The following is an 18,168-nucleotide window of genomic DNA, read 5'->3' on the forward strand; positions in this document are numbered from 1 at the left end:
GGATCGCCAGTCCGGCAACCGCACCGCTACTCGATGAGGTCACCCCGATTCCGATCGGTCGGCAAATAATTCGTATAGAGTCGATTCATCGACGTACTCAACAAGGTTAGGCGATAAATCGGGTTTCATCCTGACGACACGGCATATTCCGGTCGAAGGTGCCGAACGCGATCGATGGCGATCCGGCCCGAGGCGATTGTTGAATCCGTGACGCATACCGCGTGCGAATGCCTTCCCGCGGCACATCCAGTCACGCCCGGTGCGCCGCGATAAACGTGAGGATCGCCTGCCGGGCTTCCGCCGCAGCCGTCGGCGAGTAGACCAGCCGAGCGGTCGGGTCCGTACCCGCTTCCGGGTTGTCGAACGCGTGGTGGGTCTGGCCATAGAGCGACAGACGGAAATCATTGCCGGCATCGTCCATTTCCTCGCTCAGGGCGAGTATCACGTTCATGGGCGACACCATGTCCTGGGTGCCTTGCAGCAGCAGAACCGGCGCCTTGATCCGCGTGGACATGTCCGGGGCGGCAGTCTTGATCAGGCCGGAACAGACGATGATGCCTGCCACGTCCGCCCCGGTCCGGCCGTAATCCAGGGCGATCATGCCACCCGCGCTGTAGCCCAGGCAGAAGATAGGTCGATCCGGGCCGAACTGGCGCCGGACGGCCTCCACGCAGGCGCGCAGCGCCGCTGCGCCCTCATGGCGGTGATCCAATAGCCGTTTGATCATCGGGCCAACCTGAGCCGGATCGCTTGGGCTGAACCCCTCGCCGTAGAGATCCGCGATCACCACCGCGCAGCCCTGTTCCAGCAACGGGGCCGCATGATCCCGCGCCAGGGTGCTCTGGCCCCGCCAATCCGGCAGCAGCACGACCAGTGCCGTCGGTGCCCGTGTCTCGTCCCGCATCAGCAGGCCAATGTATTGCGTTTCGCCATCCGTGTACGGCAGCGGCATTTCGGAAAACTGAGCCATCGGATTCCTCCCGTTGTTCAGGTGAAGTAGGTCGGGGCGTTTTGCCCGGTCAGGGAAAGTCCGTTGCGGCAGAGGTTACGATGCGTGACGCGGCCGGTATATCGCGGATCAGGTGCCCAACCGGTTGCGTGACACGGTACGGGTTGGCTGGATCGCTGCTCAGGGCCGGTCAGGCAATGGGCCGGTTTGAGGCGTCGTACCCTGTTTTCGCCGATGTTCGTTCAGGCTACGGATACAGTTTGAAACAATTGTGACAGGCAGACGGTACATCCCAATCTCGATGGACGGACATAGGCGGCGGTGCGTAGGGCGTTGGTGGTGTGCTCAAGTCGATCGCATCGCCGGCATGGCGTAGGTTGGGGTAAGCCCTGGCGCACCCCAACTGGGATGGTCCAATGATCCCCGGCTTTGTTTGGCTGCACGGCGTTTAACCCTAGCTACGGTGCTGGCTTGGGGTGATTTGGGCGATCACCGTTGGGCTGGGCGTTTCTTTGTCTCAACCTTCGCATCGAACTTTTGTCGGTTGATCACAAAGCGCTCGTGCCGGCCTGTTGAAATGCAATCGACGCCATCGTGTGCCATTACCGCGAACACCAACTTTCGCCCCACCACCTCGATCAATTCCACCGTAACGGTGACTTCCAGACCCGGCGGGGTCGCGGCCTCATGACTCACGTCGATATGGGTGCCGACCGTCTGTTCTTCCGGCCAGTCCAGGTGCGGGTTGATGGCCTTGATGCACGCCCACTCGAGCAGGCCTACCAGAAATCCAGTGGCGAACACTTCGGGCATGGCGGTGAATTCCGCCGATTCCGGATAGAGGGCGGGTACGGTTTTGCTGGTTGGCACCGTGAATCGGTGTTCGTAGGCGATGCCGGGTTTGAGGGTTTTTTTCATGGTTTTTTACTTCTCGTTATGCATGAGTTCGCCAATATAACCCGGTTGTCGCGCAGACTCCTGTTGAGAACTGCTGGCACGGATAGTGGTGAAATATCGGATCTGGCTTGGCATATCGATAAGCGGGTGGGAGAAGGGGAATCTTCGAGGAGTCGAGAATCATCGGCTCCGAGCCTTTTGTGCCGATGCGCTCAATCATCTTGATGTGCAGAAGCCGTGGTCTTTATCCCCCCCTGCGTGACGTAGGTTGGGGTAAGCCATGGCGCACCCCAACAGGGCGGGTGAAATGTTCCGCGGCTGTGTTGGGCTGCACTTGCGTTTAGCCCAACCTACGGGTGAGGGGGAGATTTAACGTTGACCCCGATTATTCAGGCCTCATCGCCCCGGAGTAGGTTGGGGTAAGCCCGTGGCGCACCCCAACAGGCGGTCGGTCAGGCGTAGGTTGGGGTAAGCCTGTGGCGCACCCCAACAGAGATGGTTGATTGCGCTGTCGCCGTGCTGGGCCGCACAGCGTGTGTTCATGCGTCCGTCCGGTTACGGAAACGCCTTGGCCTTGGTCGTGAGCTGTTCACGATACTCGGCCAGGGCCTTTTTCATCACGGCCACCCAGGCACCATCCGTTGCGGCCATATTGGCATCCTCGGCATGGATGCTGATGGTTTCCGGCTTGTCCTTGGTGGATACATCGATATCCGTGGCGATATTCGTGCTCAGGGTCACGGCCCAGAAGCCCGGCCGGAACCACGACCAGAATTTCTTGATGTGGATATCCAGCAGGATCGGAGCGGTGGTGGAGGAGGGAGCCGTCGCTTCCTTGACCTGGTAGCCGGCTGCTTCGAGCGCCTCGGTGGCGTTGAGGCGGACGACGCTTTCGACGGTCTGGCCCGGTTCCAGCAGAATATCCCCCATCGCCTTACCGAAGGAATTGCGCTTGCGGCCGATGGCCCGTGCCTTGATGGCGGCCGTGGCCTTGTCCGCCCCTTCGAATCCCAGGGACGGGGTGCTCGGTTCGCCGGGATCCTCCTCGAAATGCCGTTCGTCGGTGACCGAGCGGATCACCACCACCCGACCGTTCGACGGCGCGGCCGTGGCCGCCGATGCTGTCGCCATGCCGGCCGCCGACATACCGGGTTGATCGAGACTGATCTCGCTGCGGCTGGTCGCGCAACCGGCCAGAACCAGACAGGCGACCACGGCGGTCGCACCCGTACCAAACTTGGCAAATGCTTTTATGAACATCGCGTTATCCTTCCCTGGTTGTTATTGATCGATGGTTTTTCTGATTGTTGTGCCCTGGCACTATGCCACAGAAAAATTGGGGTTAGAAAGGGCGGATGCGTCGTTAGCGGGCAGGACCATGGCGGTGTGCTGGATCAGCCTTTCAGTGTTGGGCGGGATGTGAAAGCCAAGGCTCAGGCCTCAAAAGCCTGAAACTATTTGGTGTAAGCCAGCGGCGCACCCCAACAGGGAGGGTGAAATGTTCCGCAGCGATGTTGGGCTGCACTGCGTTTAGCCCAACCTACGGGAGGGGGAAATTTAACGCTGCCCCCGATTATTCAGGCCTCAACGCCCGGTGTAGGTTGGGGTAAGCCCGTGGCGCACCCCAACAGGGCGGGTTGAATGTTCCGCAGCTGTGTTGGGCTGCACTGCGTTTAGCCCAATCTACGGGAGAGGGGGAGATTTAATGCTGACCCCGATTATTCAGGTCTCAACGCCCCGGAGTAGGTTGGGGTAAGCCCGTGGCGCACCCCAACAGGCGGTCGCTCAGCAGAGGAAGTTGGCTGGGCAGGATACCTGGCCCGCTTCCGGTGTTCAGCCGCTTCAGCAGTTATAGCGACAGACGTTCATGCTCAAATAGAGCGCATACGCCTCGCCACTGCGCAACCAGTGCTGCACATGCGTTTCCAGCGCTTCCCCGGTCAACGGATCGTCCAGTTCGCAAAACGCTCCATACCGATGGCGCGGGCTGGATGCCGACTCGGCCACCACCGTGTCCTCTTCGACAAACAAGGTAAATGGCGGAACGCTGCCGTAGGGTGCAGCAAATGCGGCAATACCGTGCTGGGCAAACAACTGCTCAACCTGTTGATTAAACTCGGATTCGGATAAAGCTTGTGACATGGCAAAGCGTAAAATCGGTTATTCAGTGGGAGATGCGGGCAGGGATGATTTTACTCTGATCCTAATTATCATGTCCTCTATTGTCTAACCCACAGCCCCGTACTACCCACAAAGTATGTATGCCAGTCTTCGACCTCGATTTTGTATACCGTTGTCGTAAATACAACAGGTTCGCCCGTTTCCTCGTCGACCCAGTTTTCCATATCGAAAGCTACTTTATTGCTGATTAACTTTGGTGGAGACTCGTTGAAATCCCATGAGTGGCCACTTTCCAAGAATTCGTATGATTCTTCTGTATAAACCACTTGAGGTTGATCGGTGCGGAAGCAATCGCTGACACCAGTGATGTGGCATGCACTGCCGTCCGCCAGCCTGAGCAATGGCCGGTACCATTCTTCGGGGTGAAGCAAGTGGGGTCGGCGACGTCGGCCTGATGGCTCAAACAATCGCTCTGCGGCCATCCAACCATGCCCATCCACCCAGACAGGGTGATTGGGAGTTGCGAAGACCCAATCAAACATAGATGTTCGATCACCCTTCTTCTCGCCGGTCGAGTCATCCACCGGTCTCTGCACCCAACTAAGGCTCACCACCGGCTTGTTTTCAAAGCGGAAGGTGTTTGCCACGCGCTTGTACGCTGTCTCAGTCCCCATTTCCGGGTTCTCAGGCCGGGACAATACCCAATCCCCCACCTTGATTTCTTCGATGGGCTTCAGGCCATCTTTAGTATGGACCAGTGTTCCCGCGATAAAGCAGTCAACCAGGGGTTTGAGCATCTCAGTATGTAACTCTCTAGTTCTACGGCTTGTAAGAAGGTGAATCGCCGGACTTGCCAACTTTGGCCTTGGACTATTACCGTGAATTGTTTCACCGACCCCAATACGGATGGATAGATGATTCAGTTCTATGTTGGGCTGCACTGCGTTTAGCCCAACCTACAGGAGCGGGGTGAAACCGATACTGTCAGGCGGAATTACGCATCGAAACGACGGACATCAGGCGTTTGGGAATTCGGAATCCCCGTTCAAGGAAAAATTCTTCCGTATCCTGAAACGGCGTGGCATAGACCGGTACGCCTCGGCATTGATCCACCACATGGGCCAGCAAGGCCGAGCCGATGCCGCGTCGTTGGAAGTCCGGTCGCACAATCAGTTCGCCGATGAAGGTAGAGAATGCGCCATCCGTAAAGGCGCTGACGTAACCAATCAGCAGTCCGTCCGCATTCCGGCAATAGGCGATGATCGGGTATGCCGCCATCGATCGTTCAATGGTTGCTGCGTCGTAGTCCGATTCCTTGCCCCAGCCCACCGAAGCCAGCAGATTGGCGACCTCATCGGCTGCGATGTTCTTGTCGGTCTTGATGGTGATGTCAGTCATACAGTCTCCTCCGTTTCGTGCATTGCCTGTCAGAAAAAATGTCACTTGTCGTGACGCGGTGCATGGCCTCAAATGATTATTTGTGCCGTCGAATTTATGATTTAGCTCACCATTTATTAGAAGAACCGTGGTCTGCCCCTATTGTCCTAATTTGGTATAAGTACTGCTGGTGGAATTTTACTCTGACCCCAATTATCCCTGGCCCCAATTATCCCAAGTTATTATTTTTTGTTCCCGTTGTTTGATGGTGATGAGTTTTTGGCTCCAGAGCTCTGTTGCAATTTCGGAATGTTTGCGCTCTTAATTAATTGTTCTCCGCTAGGTCTGCGCTGCATGGTTGGGATGTTAGCGCTATCTTGGCAAATTCTGGTGCTGGAGTTTTTTTCTTCGCTCATCATTTTTCCCTATTTACGTGTTATAAATAATAAAATAAACAATGCTGATCATTCCTGTGATAAATATTAATCCGGTTGATATATTTAGAGCGTGGTTTATTTTGATGTAAACATTCGGTTTGTCGAAGTATTCCTCATCTCCGTCTAAATAATACTTCTCTGCGTAGCCAATCTGTTTGGAAATTCCTTTGTTGCTGATTAGGTAGGCGGCTAAGGAACTAATGGTGCTTGTAAGTAATAATGCCCACCCTAATTTCAATAGCCAAATTTCCCTTGATGTGTCTAATGGAATAATTGAATTTATAGATGCTATGGATACACCTAGCGCAGCTGAAGAAAGCGTTAGTATTGATTTGTCGTAGTTTTCGGTGTTTGATAGATCTCTCCTGAGAAGTTCGTTTCTAAGGTTTTCGTAAATCTCCTTATCTTTTGCCACTTCCTCTTTTGTTCTATCCATATTTTGTATCAACGAATGGTTTAAAAATCGAATATCCTGTTAGCTAAAAACCCGCCATTCGGCGGGTTTGTTGTTTCTCTTACCAGTTCAGCGCACCGCCGGTCTGGTAGTCGGTGACGCGGGTCTCGAAGAAGTTCTTTTCCTTCTTGAGGTCGACCACCTCGCTCATCCAGGGGAAGGGGTTGCCGGCCCCCGGGTACTGTTCCGGCAGGCCGATCTGGTTGCAGCGCCGGTTGGTGATGAAGTGCATGTACTCTTCGCACATTTCGGCGGAGAGGCCGAGCAGGCCGTGGGGCATGGTGTCGCGGGCGTAGGCGATTTCAAGTTCGCAGGCCTCGCGGACCATGGTGATGACTTCCTGCTTGAAGGCGTCGGTCCACAGGTGCGGGTTTTCGATCTTGATCTGGTTGATCACGTCGATGCCGAAGTTCAGGTGGATGGATTCGTCGCGCATGATGTACTGGTACTGCTCGGCGATGCCGGTCATCTTGTTGCGGCGTCCCAGGGACAGGATCTGCGCGAAGCCGGTGTAGAACCACATGCCTTCGAACACGACGTAGAAGGCGACGAGGTCACGCAGGAAGTCCTGCGCGCCTTCGGTGGTGCTGGTGTCGAACTCGCCGGTGGAGAGGTTCTTGGTGTACTTGAGTGCCCAGGCGTCCTTCGCGGTGATGGACGGGACTTCGCGATACATGTTGAACAGCTCGCCTTCGGAGAGACCGAGGGAATCGACGATGTACTGGAAGGTGTGGGTGTGGATCGCCTCTTCGAAGGCCTGGCGCAGCAGGTACTGGCGGCATTCGGGGTTGGTGATCTGGCGGTAGATGGCCAGCACGATGTTGTTGGCGACCAGGGATTCCGCGGTGGCGAAGAAGCCGAGGTTGCGCATGATCATGTGGCGCTCGTCGAGGGTGAGGCCGTCGCGGGCCTTCCAGATGGCGAGGTCGGCCTGCATGGAGACTTCGGTCGGCATCCAGTGGTTGTTGCAACCGGCGAGGTACTTTTCCCAGGCCCAGGTGTATTTCATGGGCAGGAGCTGGTTGACGTCGGCGGTGGCGTTGATGATGCGCTTGGCGGAGACGTCGACGCGGCCTGCACCCTGTTCGATGCCTTCCAGGCCGGTCTGGCTGTGGGCGTGCTCTTCGCCGGTGGCATGGGCGGTGGTCTGGCCTGCCGGTTGGCGGACTTCATGATAGGCCGGTTGGGCGTTCAGCTGTTCGGCGGCAACGGATTCGGCGGCCACAGCGTCGTTAGCTTGGTCAGCGGCCGGGTTGCGGCGGGGGGTGGGTTCCATGGTGTCCCAGTTCAGCATTGGTTTGTTCCTCTTCTTGTCGCTCATGGCCGTAGCGTCTCTATCGATGGGCGACTACGGCGGATTCAAGTTCTGATTCGTGTGCGGCTCGCCCGGTGATTCCCCGGTCGGTTCCCCGGATGGTTCCGGTGGGGTGGAGCCGTGGGGTCACCTGACGAGGTTGTCGGCTTATTGGCAGGCTTCGCATCCCGGATCGTCGATCAGGCAGGCCTTGGGCTCGGCGGAGGCAGGCATCACGTCGGCGGAGACACCGCGCAGCTTGCCGTCCAGCTTGGTCATGGTGGTCTTCTCGACGCGCGTCTTGGAGGCGGCGCGCAGGTAGTAGGTGGTCTTCAGACCGACCAGCCACGCGTTCTTGTACATCTGGTCCAGTTTCGGACCGGAGGGGTCGGCCAGGTACAGGTTGAGGGACTGGGCCTGGTCGAGCCACTTCTGGCGACGGGAAGCGGCTTCGATCAGCCAGCGCGGCTCCACTTCGAAGGCGGTGGCGTACAGGGCCTTGATGTCGGCCGGAATGCGGTCGATTTCCTGCACGCTGCCGTCGAAGTACTTGAGGTCGTTGACCATGACTTCGTCCCACAGGCCCTTGGCCTTGAGATCGCGCACCAGATACGGGTTGACCACGGTGAACTCGCCGGAGAGGTTGGACTTCACGAACAGGTTCTCGAAGGTCGGCTCGATGGACTGGGCCACGCCGCAGATGTTGGAGATGGTCGCGGTCGGGGCGATGGCCATGGTGTTGGAGTTGCGCATGCCCTGGGTGCGAACCTTCTCGCGCAGGCTATCCCAGTCGAGGCTGGTGTCGCGGTTCATCACGAGGTACTTGCCACGGGCCTGGGCCAACAGTTCGATGGAGTCGATCGGCAGGATGCCGCGGCTCCACAGGGAACCTTCGTAGCTGGCGTAGCGGCCGCGCTCGCGGGCCAGATCGCTGGAGGCGGAAATGGCGTGGTAGCTCACCGCTTCCATGGAGCGGTCGGCGAATTCGACGGCGGCATCGGAAGAGTAGGGGATCTTCTGGATGTGCAGAGCATCCTGGAAGCCCATGATGCCGAGGCCGACCGGGCGATGACGCAGGTTGGAATTGCGGGCCTGCGGCACGGAGTAGTAGTTGTACTCGATCACGTTGTCCAGCATGCGCATGGCGGTCTGGATGGTGCGCGCCAGCTTTTCCTGATCCAGGCCGTCGGCGGTGACGTGCTGGGCGAGGTTCACCGAACCCAGGTTGCACACGGCGATCTCGTTGTCGTTGGTGTGCAGGGTGATCTCGGTGCAGAGGTTGGAGCTGTGCACGACGCCCGCATGCTGGTTGGTGTAGCGGATGTTGCAGGGATCCTTGAAGGTGATCCACGGGTGGCCGGTTTCGAACAGCATGCCGAGCATCTTGCGCCACAGGGTGACGGCCTTGACGCGACGGAAGTGCTTGAGGTCGCCGCGGTCGGCCATTTCTTCGTAGCGGGTGTAGGCCTTGGTGAAGGCTTCGCCGGTGAGGTCGTGCAGGTCCGGCACGTCGGAGGGCGAGAACAGGGTCCAGTCACCTTCCTCGATGACGCGCTGCATGAACAGGTCGGGCACCCAGTTGGCGGTGTTCATGTCGTGGGTACGACGGCGGTCGTCCCCGGTGTTCTTGCGCAGGTCGAGGAATTCCTCGATGTCCATGTGCCAGGTTTCGAGGTAGGCACAGACGGCGCCCTTGCGCTTGCCGCCCTGGTTCACGGCCACGGCGGTGTCGTTGGCCACTTTCAGGAAGGGCACGACGCCCTGGGACTGGCCGTTGGTGCCCTTGATGTGGGCGCCGAGGGCGCGGACGCGGGTCCAGTCGTTGCCGAGGCCGCCGGCGAACTTGGAGAGCAGGGCGTTGTCCTTCACGGCAGCGAAGATGCCGTCGAGGTCGTCCGGCACGGTGGTGAGGTAGCAGGAGGACAGCTGCGGACGCAGGGTGCCGGCGTTGAACAGGGTCGGGGTACTGCTCATGAAGTCGAAGGAAGAGAGCAGGCGGTAGAACTCGATGGCGCGGGCTTCGCGGTCGATTTCGTTGATGGCCAGGCCCATGGCGACGCGCATGAAGAAGGCCTGCGGCAGCTCAAAGCGCACGCCGCGGCTGTGCAGGAAGTAGCGGTCGTACAGGGTCTGCAGGCCGAGGTAGGTGAACTGCAGGTCGCGGGTGGGCTCGAAGGCGGCTGCCAGTCGCTTGAGGTCGTACTGCTTCAGGGTCGGGTCGAGCAGTTCGTGCTCGATACCGGCGGAGATGTAGGCGGTGAAGTAGTCCGCGTACAGGTTGCCCATCTCGGCCTGGGTGCATTCGGTGACCGGCTGCTTGAGGAAGCGCAGGGCTTCGGTGCGCAGGCCGTCGAGCAGCAGGCGGGCCGCGACGTAGCTGTAGTTCGGGTCTTTCTCGATCAGGGTGCGCGCGCTCATCACGAGGGCGGTGTTCACTTCCTTCTCGGGGACGCCGTCGAACAGGTTGCGGAGGGTTTCGCGGGCGACGGCACCGGCGTCGACGTCGCTCAGGCCGGCGCAGGCTTCATCGACCAGGGCGCGCAGACGGGCCTGATCCAGCGGCACGAGAGTACCGTCGGCACGCTTCATGTGCAGTTGCGGGGCCGCTTCGGCTTCTTCCTTCACTTCGGCGGCGCGCTTCTGCGCCTGCTGTTCGCGATAGAGCACGTAGGCGCGGGCGACCTTGTGGTGACCTTCGCGCATCAGGGCCAGTTCGACCTGATCCTGGATGTCTTCGATATGCACCGTGCCGCCGCCCGGCATGCGACGCATCAGGGCCTGGGTGATGCCGTCGCCGAGGTTGGCGACGAGATCGTGCACGCGCATGGACACCGCGGCGCCACCCCCTTCGACTGCCAGGAAGGCCTTGGTCATGGCGACCCGGATCTTGCTGGCGTCGTAGGCCGTGACCTTGCCGTTACGTCGGATGACGCGCAGGGAACCGGGCGTGGTGGCGGCGGTTTCGACTTCGGCGTTCAGGGCGTTGGCGGCGGGGGAGACGGGGGTTTGGGTGGCGGTGGCAGCGGTGGTTTGGGGCATGGTTCTCTATCCTTGTTTGTTGGGCAGGGTTCGTTGTCTGGACAGGAGCAGCACGGTCGGCGGGCCATGCTGCGGCCGGGGGCGCGGGTCGGTGTGCGGTGGGTCGGGTTTTGCCGAAAACGACGTTTCCCCGGCCGGGCGCATCCGCCTGAACCGTTCAGCGATTCTTGGACAATGCTCCGGCCTTGTCAACCGGATAAAGCACAAAAAGATGTGGCATGAATTTTTACGAACCACTATATATGGGTGTTACTGTTTTCGCACAAGGGGGTGCTTCGGTGGAATTTCTGTGGACAACTGGTGGGGGAAACGGCGCGGAACAAGCAGTATCAGGCGTTTAGCGAGATGACATTCCCGTGACTGAATTGGCCGCGATGCCGTTGCTATCTTGTAGTGAAAAAAGGTTAGGATGCGACCGCTCAACGCAGTGCGTCGGGCGATTTGTCCGTACAATCGGACCGATGGCCGGTCAGGGTGATCCGACCGGGTGGCGAGGTGGATAAGGGAGTGGGTTATGCATGTTTTGGTGACGGGCGCGGCCGGGTTCATCGGTTCGTCCACGTCGATGCGTCTGCTGGCGCGCGGCGATACGGTGATCGGGATCGACAATCTCAACGACTACTACGACGTGGGCCTGAAGAAGGCCCGCCTGGCCCGTCTGCAGGATCACCCCAATTTCTCGTTCCGGACGCTCGATGTGGCGGATCGCGCGGGGGTCGCCGATCTGTTCGCCAACGCGCGTATCGACCGGGTGGTGCATCTGGCCGCGCAGGCGGGCGTGCGCTACTCCATCGAGAATCCCCATGCCTATGTCGACAGCAATCTCGTGGGGTTCGTGAACATTCTGGAGGGCTGCCGACACGCCGAGGTCGAGCACCTGGCCTATGCCTCGTCCAGCTCCGTGTACGGGGCGAACGAAACCTTGCCGTTCTCGGTGCACGACAATGTGGATCATCCGCTCTCGCTGTATGCGGCGACGAAGAAGGCCAACGAGCTGATGGCCCATACCTATTCGTCGCTCTACAACCTGCCGACCACCGGTCTGCGGTTCTTTACGGTGTATGGCCCCTGGGGCCGGCCGGACATGGCGCTGTTCAAGTTCACGAAGAACATTCTCGCGGGCGAGCCGATCGACGTATACAACTACGGCAAGCACCGACGGGATTTCACCTATATCGACGATATCGTCGAGGGCGTGATCCGGGTGCTCGACCGGCCGGCGAGCGCGAATCCCGACTGGAATGGCACCACGCCGGATTCGGGCAGTTCCCGCGCGCCCTGGCGGGTGTACAACATCGGCAACAGCGATCCCGTGGAGCTACTCACCTATATCGAATGCATCGAGCAGGCGCTGGGCATGAAGGCGCAGGTGAATCTGCTGCCCTTGCAGCCGGGAGATGTGCCCGATACCTATGCGGACGTCGCGGACCTCGTGCGTGACGTGGATTACCGGCCGGCGACGCCCGTTGCCGAGGGCGTTCGGCAGTTCATCGCGTGGTACCGGTCGTACTATTCCGTCTAGTGGGTGTCTTTCCCGTCCCGGGGCTCATCCTTCGGTGCGCGACGGGGCAGGAACAGCACGATGAGCACGCCGATGCCGGCCAGGGTATAGGCCAGTGCCGCGATGTAGACCGAGGCGACCGCGGCCTTGCCGCTGCCCGCGTGGTTCAGCCCGGATACGATGACCGTAAATACGAGAAAGATGCTGAATGCCCCCCAGGCAAGCAGTCCGCCGAAGAGTACCAGCGACTGTCGCAGCGCACCCTGCATCAGCCGGTTCAGGGATTTGACCAGCAACACCAGCCCGACGCCGAAGAAGACGATGAGTGCCCAGTTGGTAAGCAGGGAGAGAATCGTCTGGCTCATGATGAGGGATTCGAGTCGGTCGGGTCAGTCGGCGGGGTCGGGTAGGCGATGAGGAAACTGAAATCTGCCCGGGGACGGTTTCTGGGCATTGTAGTCATAGATGAAGGCACGCCCCCGGCCTTGTTCCTTGGCCTGATACATGGCCATGTCGGCCTCGTTGATGATGATGTCGGAAACGAGGTCGTGTTGCCCGAGCATTCGGATGCCGATACTGGCGCCAACGTGTAGTGCATGCTCCTGATGGAAGATGGGCGCACTGATTTCGGCAATGATCTTGTTGGCGATGATCAGGGCGCGCTCCCGGGCCAAGGGCAGTTCCGGGCCGAGTCGGTGCAGGAGCACCACGAACTCGTCTCCGCCCAGCCGCCCCACCGAATCTTCCGTCCGCGATAGTCGACGCAGTCGATCCGCCACGACGATCAACACGGTGTCACCGGTTTCATGCCCATAGCTGTCGTTGACGGCTTTGAATCCGTCCAGGTCAAGCAGCAGGAAAGCGCCGTATTCCTTGTGCCGGGCGTTGCCGGCGATGGCTTTCGCCAGATCGCGCATGATGAGCCGACGGTTCGCCAGTTCCGTGAGCGGGTCCGTCAAGGCGAGATGGTTCAGACGCTTAAGTGCCGAGTCGCGAGCGGTCGCGAATGGGCGAATGACCCAGAAATAGATCAGTACGGCGGAAACGAGGCCCAGCAGTACGGCGTCTAGGATGGCCGCAAGGTAGGTGCCCTTCATGAACGGGGGGAGAGGTGCCATGCCGAACATCAGCATGATGCAGAACTCCGCGGTGGCAATGATGGCGACGATACGAAAGGTCACCTGCCAAGTGTTCAGGCTCCTCACGGCAGGTGCAGTACCTGGCGTCGGGAATCAATGGGCTGGGTCATGTTGGTTACTCGAGGGCAGTGTTCTCATTCGGTCCTCGTTGGTAAAACGATCGCCGTAGTTCAGTCTTGTCAGGCGACTGAAATAATGGGGTTTCTTTAATTTACAGTACACATCGGGTGAGAATTAGGCAAGTCTAATTGGCTGATTCGGATTATCCTCGATTGTGCGTTGACCGGCAATCGAGCCGTTGAGTTCCCGATTCGATTAATAACCCTTTTGATTATAGGTTATTGTCCCGGTAGCGGTAGCTAGAGGGGATCGGCGTGCACAGCGCAGGATCAGGAGTCGATACGGCAACAGGCCGCCGGCCGCTCCTATCCGGTAGACAATGGGAAGGATGGGCTGAGGCCAGTGAGTTTTCTTGCATCGTGCACTGCCAGTGGTCATTGTGTGAAGGGATATAATCGGATTCAGCTACGAAATCGATTTCGTTCGGGTATTAGGTTGTTAATTAATTAATAATAAATAATTAGCCGAGGTTCGTATGTAATCGACATAAAGATAATGGATTCTAATCCGGCACCATCACTTGGCGGACCGGATATGATCTCCGGATCGGTTTATGGACCGATTATCAGCGCCATGATCCGAGTTATATCATTCAGGTTCGCTTTGACGGCGGTTTGTCGAATGGGTCGGCAGGTTAGGAATCAAACCGCCTGGCCGGCCACCCAGCCCGAGGACCAGGCCCATTGGAAGTTGTAACCGCCGAGCCAGCCGGTGACATCCACGATTTCCCCCACGAAGTACAGACCGGACACGGCCTTGCTCTCCATGGTCTTGGAGGAAAGCGCGGCCGTATCGACCCCGCCCAGGGTCACTTCGGCCTTGGCATAGCCCAGTGTGCCCGCAGGCATCAGCGTCCACTCGGTGAGGGCCTGCTGCATGGCGGCAATGTCCTTGTTGCCGTGTTCGGCCAGCGGTTTGGTCCAGCCCCGCGCGGCAGTCCATTCCTGGGCAAAGCGTTTGGGCCAGTAGCTAGCGAGCAGTGTGGCCAGGGTCGCCTTGCCGTGGCGATGTTCCTGAAGCCACGCAGGGACGTCGAGGTCCGGGAGCAGATCGAGACGGATCGGCTGTTTGCGATGGCCCGGTCGTTCGCTCTCGTAGTTCTGATTCTGCCAGTAGCTCGAAATCTGCAGGATGGCCGGACCGGACAGACCGCGATGGGTGATGAGCAGGGATTCCCGGAAGCGGGCCTTTTGCCCGGGACACTGGCTGACGACGTCGATGGCCGTGCCGGCAAGTCCCTGAAGGGCGGTCAGCGTGTCGGGCGGCAAGGCAAGCGGCACCAGCGCCGGCTGAGGCGGGACGACGGGCAGGCCGAATTGCTCGGCGATGCGATAGCCGAACGGCGTAGCGCCCAGTTGCGGGATGGCCAGCCCGCCGGTGGCGATCACGAGGGATTGGCAGGTGAAGTGTCCCTGATCCGTGTGGACGGAAAAGCCGGATTCCGCCTGGTCTCGACCCTCAGCAATGCGCTGCACGGCGCGGGGCTGTGCCCAGCGTACCTGACCCAGATCGCACTCGGCCCGCAGCATGTCGATGATCTGTTTTGCTGAGTCGTCGCAGAACAGCTGACCGAGCGTCTTCTCGTGGTAGGCAATGCCGTAACGCGCCACGAGCTTGATGAAGTCGTGCTGGCTGAACCGGGCCAGGGCGGAGCGGACGAAGTGGGGATTGCGCGAGAGAAAGTTCTCGGGGCGGACGTCCCGATTGGTGAAGTTGCAACGACCGCCGCCGGAGATACGGATGCGCTCGCCGATCTTGGCGGCATGGTCGATCAGCAGGACGCGCCGACCGCGCTGACCGGCTTGGGCCGCACACATCATGCCGGCGGCACCGGCACCGATCACGATGACATCGAATTCGGCTTGAGCCATGGACATCGCTCAGCTTTTGCCGAGCATCGCCCGGATGCTTTCCAGGTGTGCCCGGCCCTGGGCCTGGGTGACCGCCTTGGGCTGCTCGATGCCGACCCCCTGCCAGTTCAGCAGGTCGGCGGGGATTTCGTCGAGGAAGCGGCTGGGCACGGTGTTCAGCCATTCGCCATACCGCCGGCGGCGCTGGGTGAGGGTGAAGGTGAGGCTGATCTGGGCCCGGGTGATGCCCACGAAGCAGAGCCGGCGCTCCTCATGAAGGCGGTCGTCGTCCACGCAGTCGCGATGCGGCAGGATTTCCTCCTCCATGCCGGCCATGAAGACGTGCTTGTATTCCAGCCCTTTCGCGGCGTGCAGGGTGAGCAGGGAGACGGCATTGCTGTCCTTCTCGCGGGTCTGCTGATCGAGGATGCCGAGCAGGGTCATGCGCTGGGCGAGGGCCGGCAGATCCATGACTTCGCCGTTCTCGGCGCTGTCGGTGGCGATGCGTGTCAGCCAGTCCAGCCACTCGCTGAGGTTCTGCCAGCGCCGTTCGGCCGCCTTGGCGCTGGTTTCCTGTTCGTGCAGATAACCGAGATAGTCGATGTCGGCGAAGAGTTGCTGCAGCACGTTGACCGCATCGGTGCCCGGCTGTTCGCGGGTGGCGTCGAGCCAACCGCAGAAGCGGTTGAGGCGGTGATAGGCCCGATCGTCCAACATCGTCTGCAGCCCGGCCGAACGCGCGGCCTGATAGAGGGAGCAACGGCGTTCGCGGGCATAGCGACCGAGCTTCTCCACCGTGGTCGGGCCGATTTCCCGCCGGGGCGTGTTGATGACGCGGAGCAGGGCGGCATCGTCGTCCGGATTCACCAGAAGCTTCAGGTAGGCCATGGCGTCCTTGATCTCTGCCCGCTCGAAGAACGACTGCCCGCCGGTGAGGTTGTAGGGAATGCTGAGTTTGCGCAGGGCCTGCTCGATGAGCCGGGCCTGATGGTTGCCGCGGAACAGCACGGCGAAATCGCGGTACTCGGTCTGGTTGCGGAAGTGCTGGTGCAGGATCTCGGTAGCGATGCGCTCGGCCTCGTCCTCGGCGGTGGCACAGACGATCACACGATGAGGTTCGCCGATGCCGATCTCGCTCCAGAGCCGTTTGGGCTGGGTGGTGGCGTCGTTGGCGATGAGGTGGTTCGCCGCCTTGAGGATGCTGTTGACCGAGCGGTAGTTCTGTTCGAGCTTGAGGGTGGTCAGGTTCGGGAAGTCGGTCGCCAGGCGGGTGAGGTTTTCCGGCCGCGCGCCGCGCCAGGCATAGATGGACTGGTGATCGTCGCCCACCGCCGTGAAGGCGCCGAGCGATCCCGTGAGCAGGCGGACCAGTTCGTACTGGGTGGTGTTGGTGTCCTGGTATTCGTCGACCAGCAGGTAGCGGACGCGCTGCTGCCAGCGGTCGCGGACCTCGGGGTTCTCGCGCAGCAATTCGACCGGGCGGCCGATCAGGTCGTCGAAATCAAGCGCATTGCAGGCCTGCAGCTGGTTCCGGTACTGATCGTAGAGCCGGGCCATGGCCTGCTGTTCCTCGTCGACGGCGCTGTTGAGCGCCGTACTCGGTGCCAACAGGTCGTTCTTCCACAAGGAGATCTGCCACTGGGCGGCCTTCGGATCGATGACGTCCTTGTACTCGCTGTGGTTGATGAGCGACTTGATGACGGCCAGGCTGTCCTCGGCATCGAGCACGGTGAAACCCGCCCGCAGCCCCATGGCCGCGAACTCGCGACGGATGAAGTTCAGGCCCAGGGTATGGAACGTGGAGATGTTCAGGCCGCGCCGCCGGTCAGCGGGCAGGAGCGCATCGGTGCGCTCGCGCATCTCCTTCGCTGCCTTGTTGGTGAAGGTGACGGCGAAGATGCCGCGCGCCGGGATACCCTGCCGTTCGATCAGGTAGACGATCTTCTCGGTGATGACGCGGGTTTTCCCCGAACCGGCGCCGGCAAGCACGAGCAGCGGACCGTCCAGATGGCGGACGGCGCGCGACTGTTCGGGATTCAGGCCATGAACACCGGTGAGTGCGCTCATGTCGCGGCCTGCGTGGTCCACATCGGCTGGCTCCGCGCTTCCAGCAGGGCAGCACTGAGAATCAGCAGACCGCCGATCCAGACATTCGCGGCGGGGTCCTCGTGGCCGATCAGGATGGCCGAACCGCTGGCCACCAGCAGTTCGAGGGTCATCAGGATGGCGGATCGCCCCGCCGGGAGACGCTGGACGGCGTATTGGGTGGCCAGCATCGCGCCGAGCAGCAGCGTGCCGCCATACAGCGCGCTCTGGACGATGCCGGCCAAGGAAACATGGGCACCGGGTTCGGGGAGGACGAGGAGGAAGATCGCGCCGAACACCACCCCGCCGATCTGCATGACCGAGAGCTTGACCAGCATGGGTTCGTTCTGCAGATAGCGGAACAGCACGTTGGAGCCCGCGAGGGCCAGACCGGCGATCAGGGCGGCCAGATCAGCGAACGAGAAGCCCCATTGGATGTCGGGACCCAGGATCATGGCCGCGCCGGCCAGGGCCAGGGCGACGGCGGCGATCCGGATGCCGGTCAACGCTTCACCCAGGAACCAGTGACCGAACAGGACGCCCCAGGCGGGAATCAGGAAGAACAGCAGCATGGAACGCACGACGTCGCCATAGACCATGGAAATCGCGAAGCCGATGCCGGCCACGCCGCTGAGAAAGGCCAGCGGGACCAGCCAGCGCCAGGACAGGGGATGCTTGTCGGGATTCGGTCGCCAGGTGTTGAGTAGCCAGTCCAGCACCCAGGGCAGCACCATCAGGAACTGGGTGCCGTAGGCGATCACGGACAGCAGAATCGGCCCCATGCCCAATTGGTCGATCGCCTTGAGCCAGATCCAGGTCAGGCCCCAGAGCGTCGACCCGGTCATCAGGACGAGCGTGGGCGGGACACGGCCGAGCAGGCCGGCCGAAGCAGGGGCCGTCATGGG

The 18,168-nt window shown here is 60.3% G+C and carries 15 protein-coding genes; 1 reads left to right on the forward strand and 14 read right to left on the reverse strand.

Features of this window, described 5'->3' with window-relative positions:
• Positions 1 to 250: 250 nt before the first annotated feature.
• The 9 genes from A9404_RS01955 to A9404_RS01995 all read right to left on the reverse strand — a co-directional run bounded on the left by A9404_RS01955 (position 251) and on the right by A9404_RS01995 (position 10,568).
• Positions 251 to 970 (reverse strand): dienelactone hydrolase family protein, encoded by a 720-nt coding sequence (locus A9404_RS01955; RefSeq protein WP_066098177.1) that lies wholly within the window; start codon positions 968 to 970, stop codon positions 251 to 253.
• A 468-nt stretch (positions 971 to 1,438) separates the two neighbouring features.
• Complete coding sequence (locus tag A9404_RS01960; protein ID WP_066098179.1) at positions 1,439 to 1,867, reverse strand: thioesterase family protein; 429 nt, start codon at positions 1,865 to 1,867, stop codon at positions 1,439 to 1,441.
• A 534-nt stretch (positions 1,868 to 2,401) separates the two neighbouring features.
• Positions 2,402 to 3,106 carry a hypothetical protein gene (locus tag A9404_RS01965; RefSeq protein ID WP_066098182.1) on the reverse strand — a complete coding sequence of 235 codons (705 nt, stop codon included), beginning with the start codon at positions 3,104 to 3,106 and terminating at the stop codon, positions 2,402 to 2,404.
• A 582-nt stretch (positions 3,107 to 3,688) separates the two neighbouring features.
• Positions 3,689 to 3,988, reverse strand: coding sequence for a hypothetical protein (locus A9404_RS01970; protein ID WP_066098184.1), 300 nt, complete (start codon positions 3,986 to 3,988; stop codon positions 3,689 to 3,691).
• 77 nt (positions 3,989 to 4,065) lie between these two features.
• Positions 4,066 to 4,764, reverse strand: a complete 699-nt coding sequence (locus A9404_RS01975) for a Hint domain-containing protein (protein WP_066098186.1) — start codon at positions 4,762 to 4,764, stop codon at positions 4,066 to 4,068.
• A 187-nt stretch (positions 4,765 to 4,951) separates the two neighbouring features.
• Positions 4,952 to 5,365: a GNAT family N-acetyltransferase gene (locus A9404_RS01980; RefSeq protein WP_066098188.1), complete on the reverse strand. Its 414-nt coding sequence runs from the start codon at positions 5,363 to 5,365 to the stop codon at positions 4,952 to 4,954.
• A gap of 408 nt (positions 5,366 to 5,773) precedes the next feature.
• On the reverse strand, positions 5,774 to 6,217 hold the full coding sequence (locus A9404_RS01985; protein ID WP_066098190.1) for a hypothetical protein: 444 nt from the start codon (positions 6,215 to 6,217) through the stop codon (positions 5,774 to 5,776).
• 79 nt (positions 6,218 to 6,296) lie between these two features.
• Positions 6,297 to 7,529 (reverse strand): ribonucleotide-diphosphate reductase subunit beta, encoded by a 1,233-nt coding sequence (locus A9404_RS01990; protein WP_066098192.1) that lies wholly within the window; start codon positions 7,527 to 7,529, stop codon positions 6,297 to 6,299.
• 168 nt (positions 7,530 to 7,697) lie between these two features.
• Positions 7,698 to 10,568, reverse strand: coding sequence for a ribonucleoside-diphosphate reductase subunit alpha (locus A9404_RS01995; protein ID WP_082922660.1), 2,871 nt, complete (start codon positions 10,566 to 10,568; stop codon positions 7,698 to 7,700).
• A 514-nt stretch (positions 10,569 to 11,082) separates the two neighbouring features.
• Here A9404_RS01995 and A9404_RS02000 point away from each other — a divergent pair.
• A complete protein-coding gene (locus A9404_RS02000) occupies positions 11,083 to 12,090 on the forward strand; it encodes an NAD-dependent epimerase (protein WP_066098194.1) in 1,008 nt (335 codons plus the stop codon).
• Here the strand turns inward: A9404_RS02000 and A9404_RS02005 are convergent.
• The 5 genes from A9404_RS02005 to A9404_RS02025 form a co-directional block, all read right to left on the reverse strand.
• A complete protein-coding gene (locus A9404_RS02005; protein WP_066098196.1) occupies positions 12,087 to 12,434 on the reverse strand; it encodes a hypothetical protein in 348 nt (115 codons plus the stop codon). The genes A9404_RS02000 and A9404_RS02005 overlap by 4 nt on opposite strands.
• 24 nt (positions 12,435 to 12,458) lie before the next feature.
• On the reverse strand, positions 12,459 to 13,250 hold the full coding sequence (locus A9404_RS02010) for a GGDEF domain-containing protein (RefSeq protein WP_066098197.1): 792 nt from the start codon (positions 13,248 to 13,250) through the stop codon (positions 12,459 to 12,461).
• Positions 13,251 to 13,969: 719 nt separating this feature from the next.
• Positions 13,970 to 15,205, reverse strand: a complete 1,236-nt coding sequence (locus tag A9404_RS02015) for a BaiN/RdsA family NAD(P)/FAD-dependent oxidoreductase (protein ID WP_066098199.1) — start codon at positions 15,203 to 15,205, stop codon at positions 13,970 to 13,972.
• A 3-nt stretch (positions 15,206 to 15,208) separates the two neighbouring features.
• Positions 15,209 to 17,245, reverse strand: a complete 2,037-nt coding sequence (locus A9404_RS02020; RefSeq protein ID WP_066098200.1) for a UvrD-helicase domain-containing protein — start codon at positions 17,243 to 17,245, stop codon at positions 15,209 to 15,211.
• On the reverse strand, positions 17,242 to 18,165 hold the full coding sequence (locus A9404_RS02025; RefSeq protein ID WP_066098202.1) for a DMT family transporter: 924 nt from the start codon (positions 18,163 to 18,165) through the stop codon (positions 17,242 to 17,244). Before A9404_RS02025 ends, A9404_RS02020 begins: the two co-directional genes overlap by 4 nt.
• Positions 18,166 to 18,168 lie beyond the last annotated feature (3 nt).

It is taken from the genome of Halothiobacillus diazotrophicus (assembly GCF_001663815.1).
Lineage (GTDB): Bacteria > Pseudomonadota > Gammaproteobacteria > Halothiobacillales > Halothiobacillaceae > Halothiobacillus > Halothiobacillus diazotrophicus.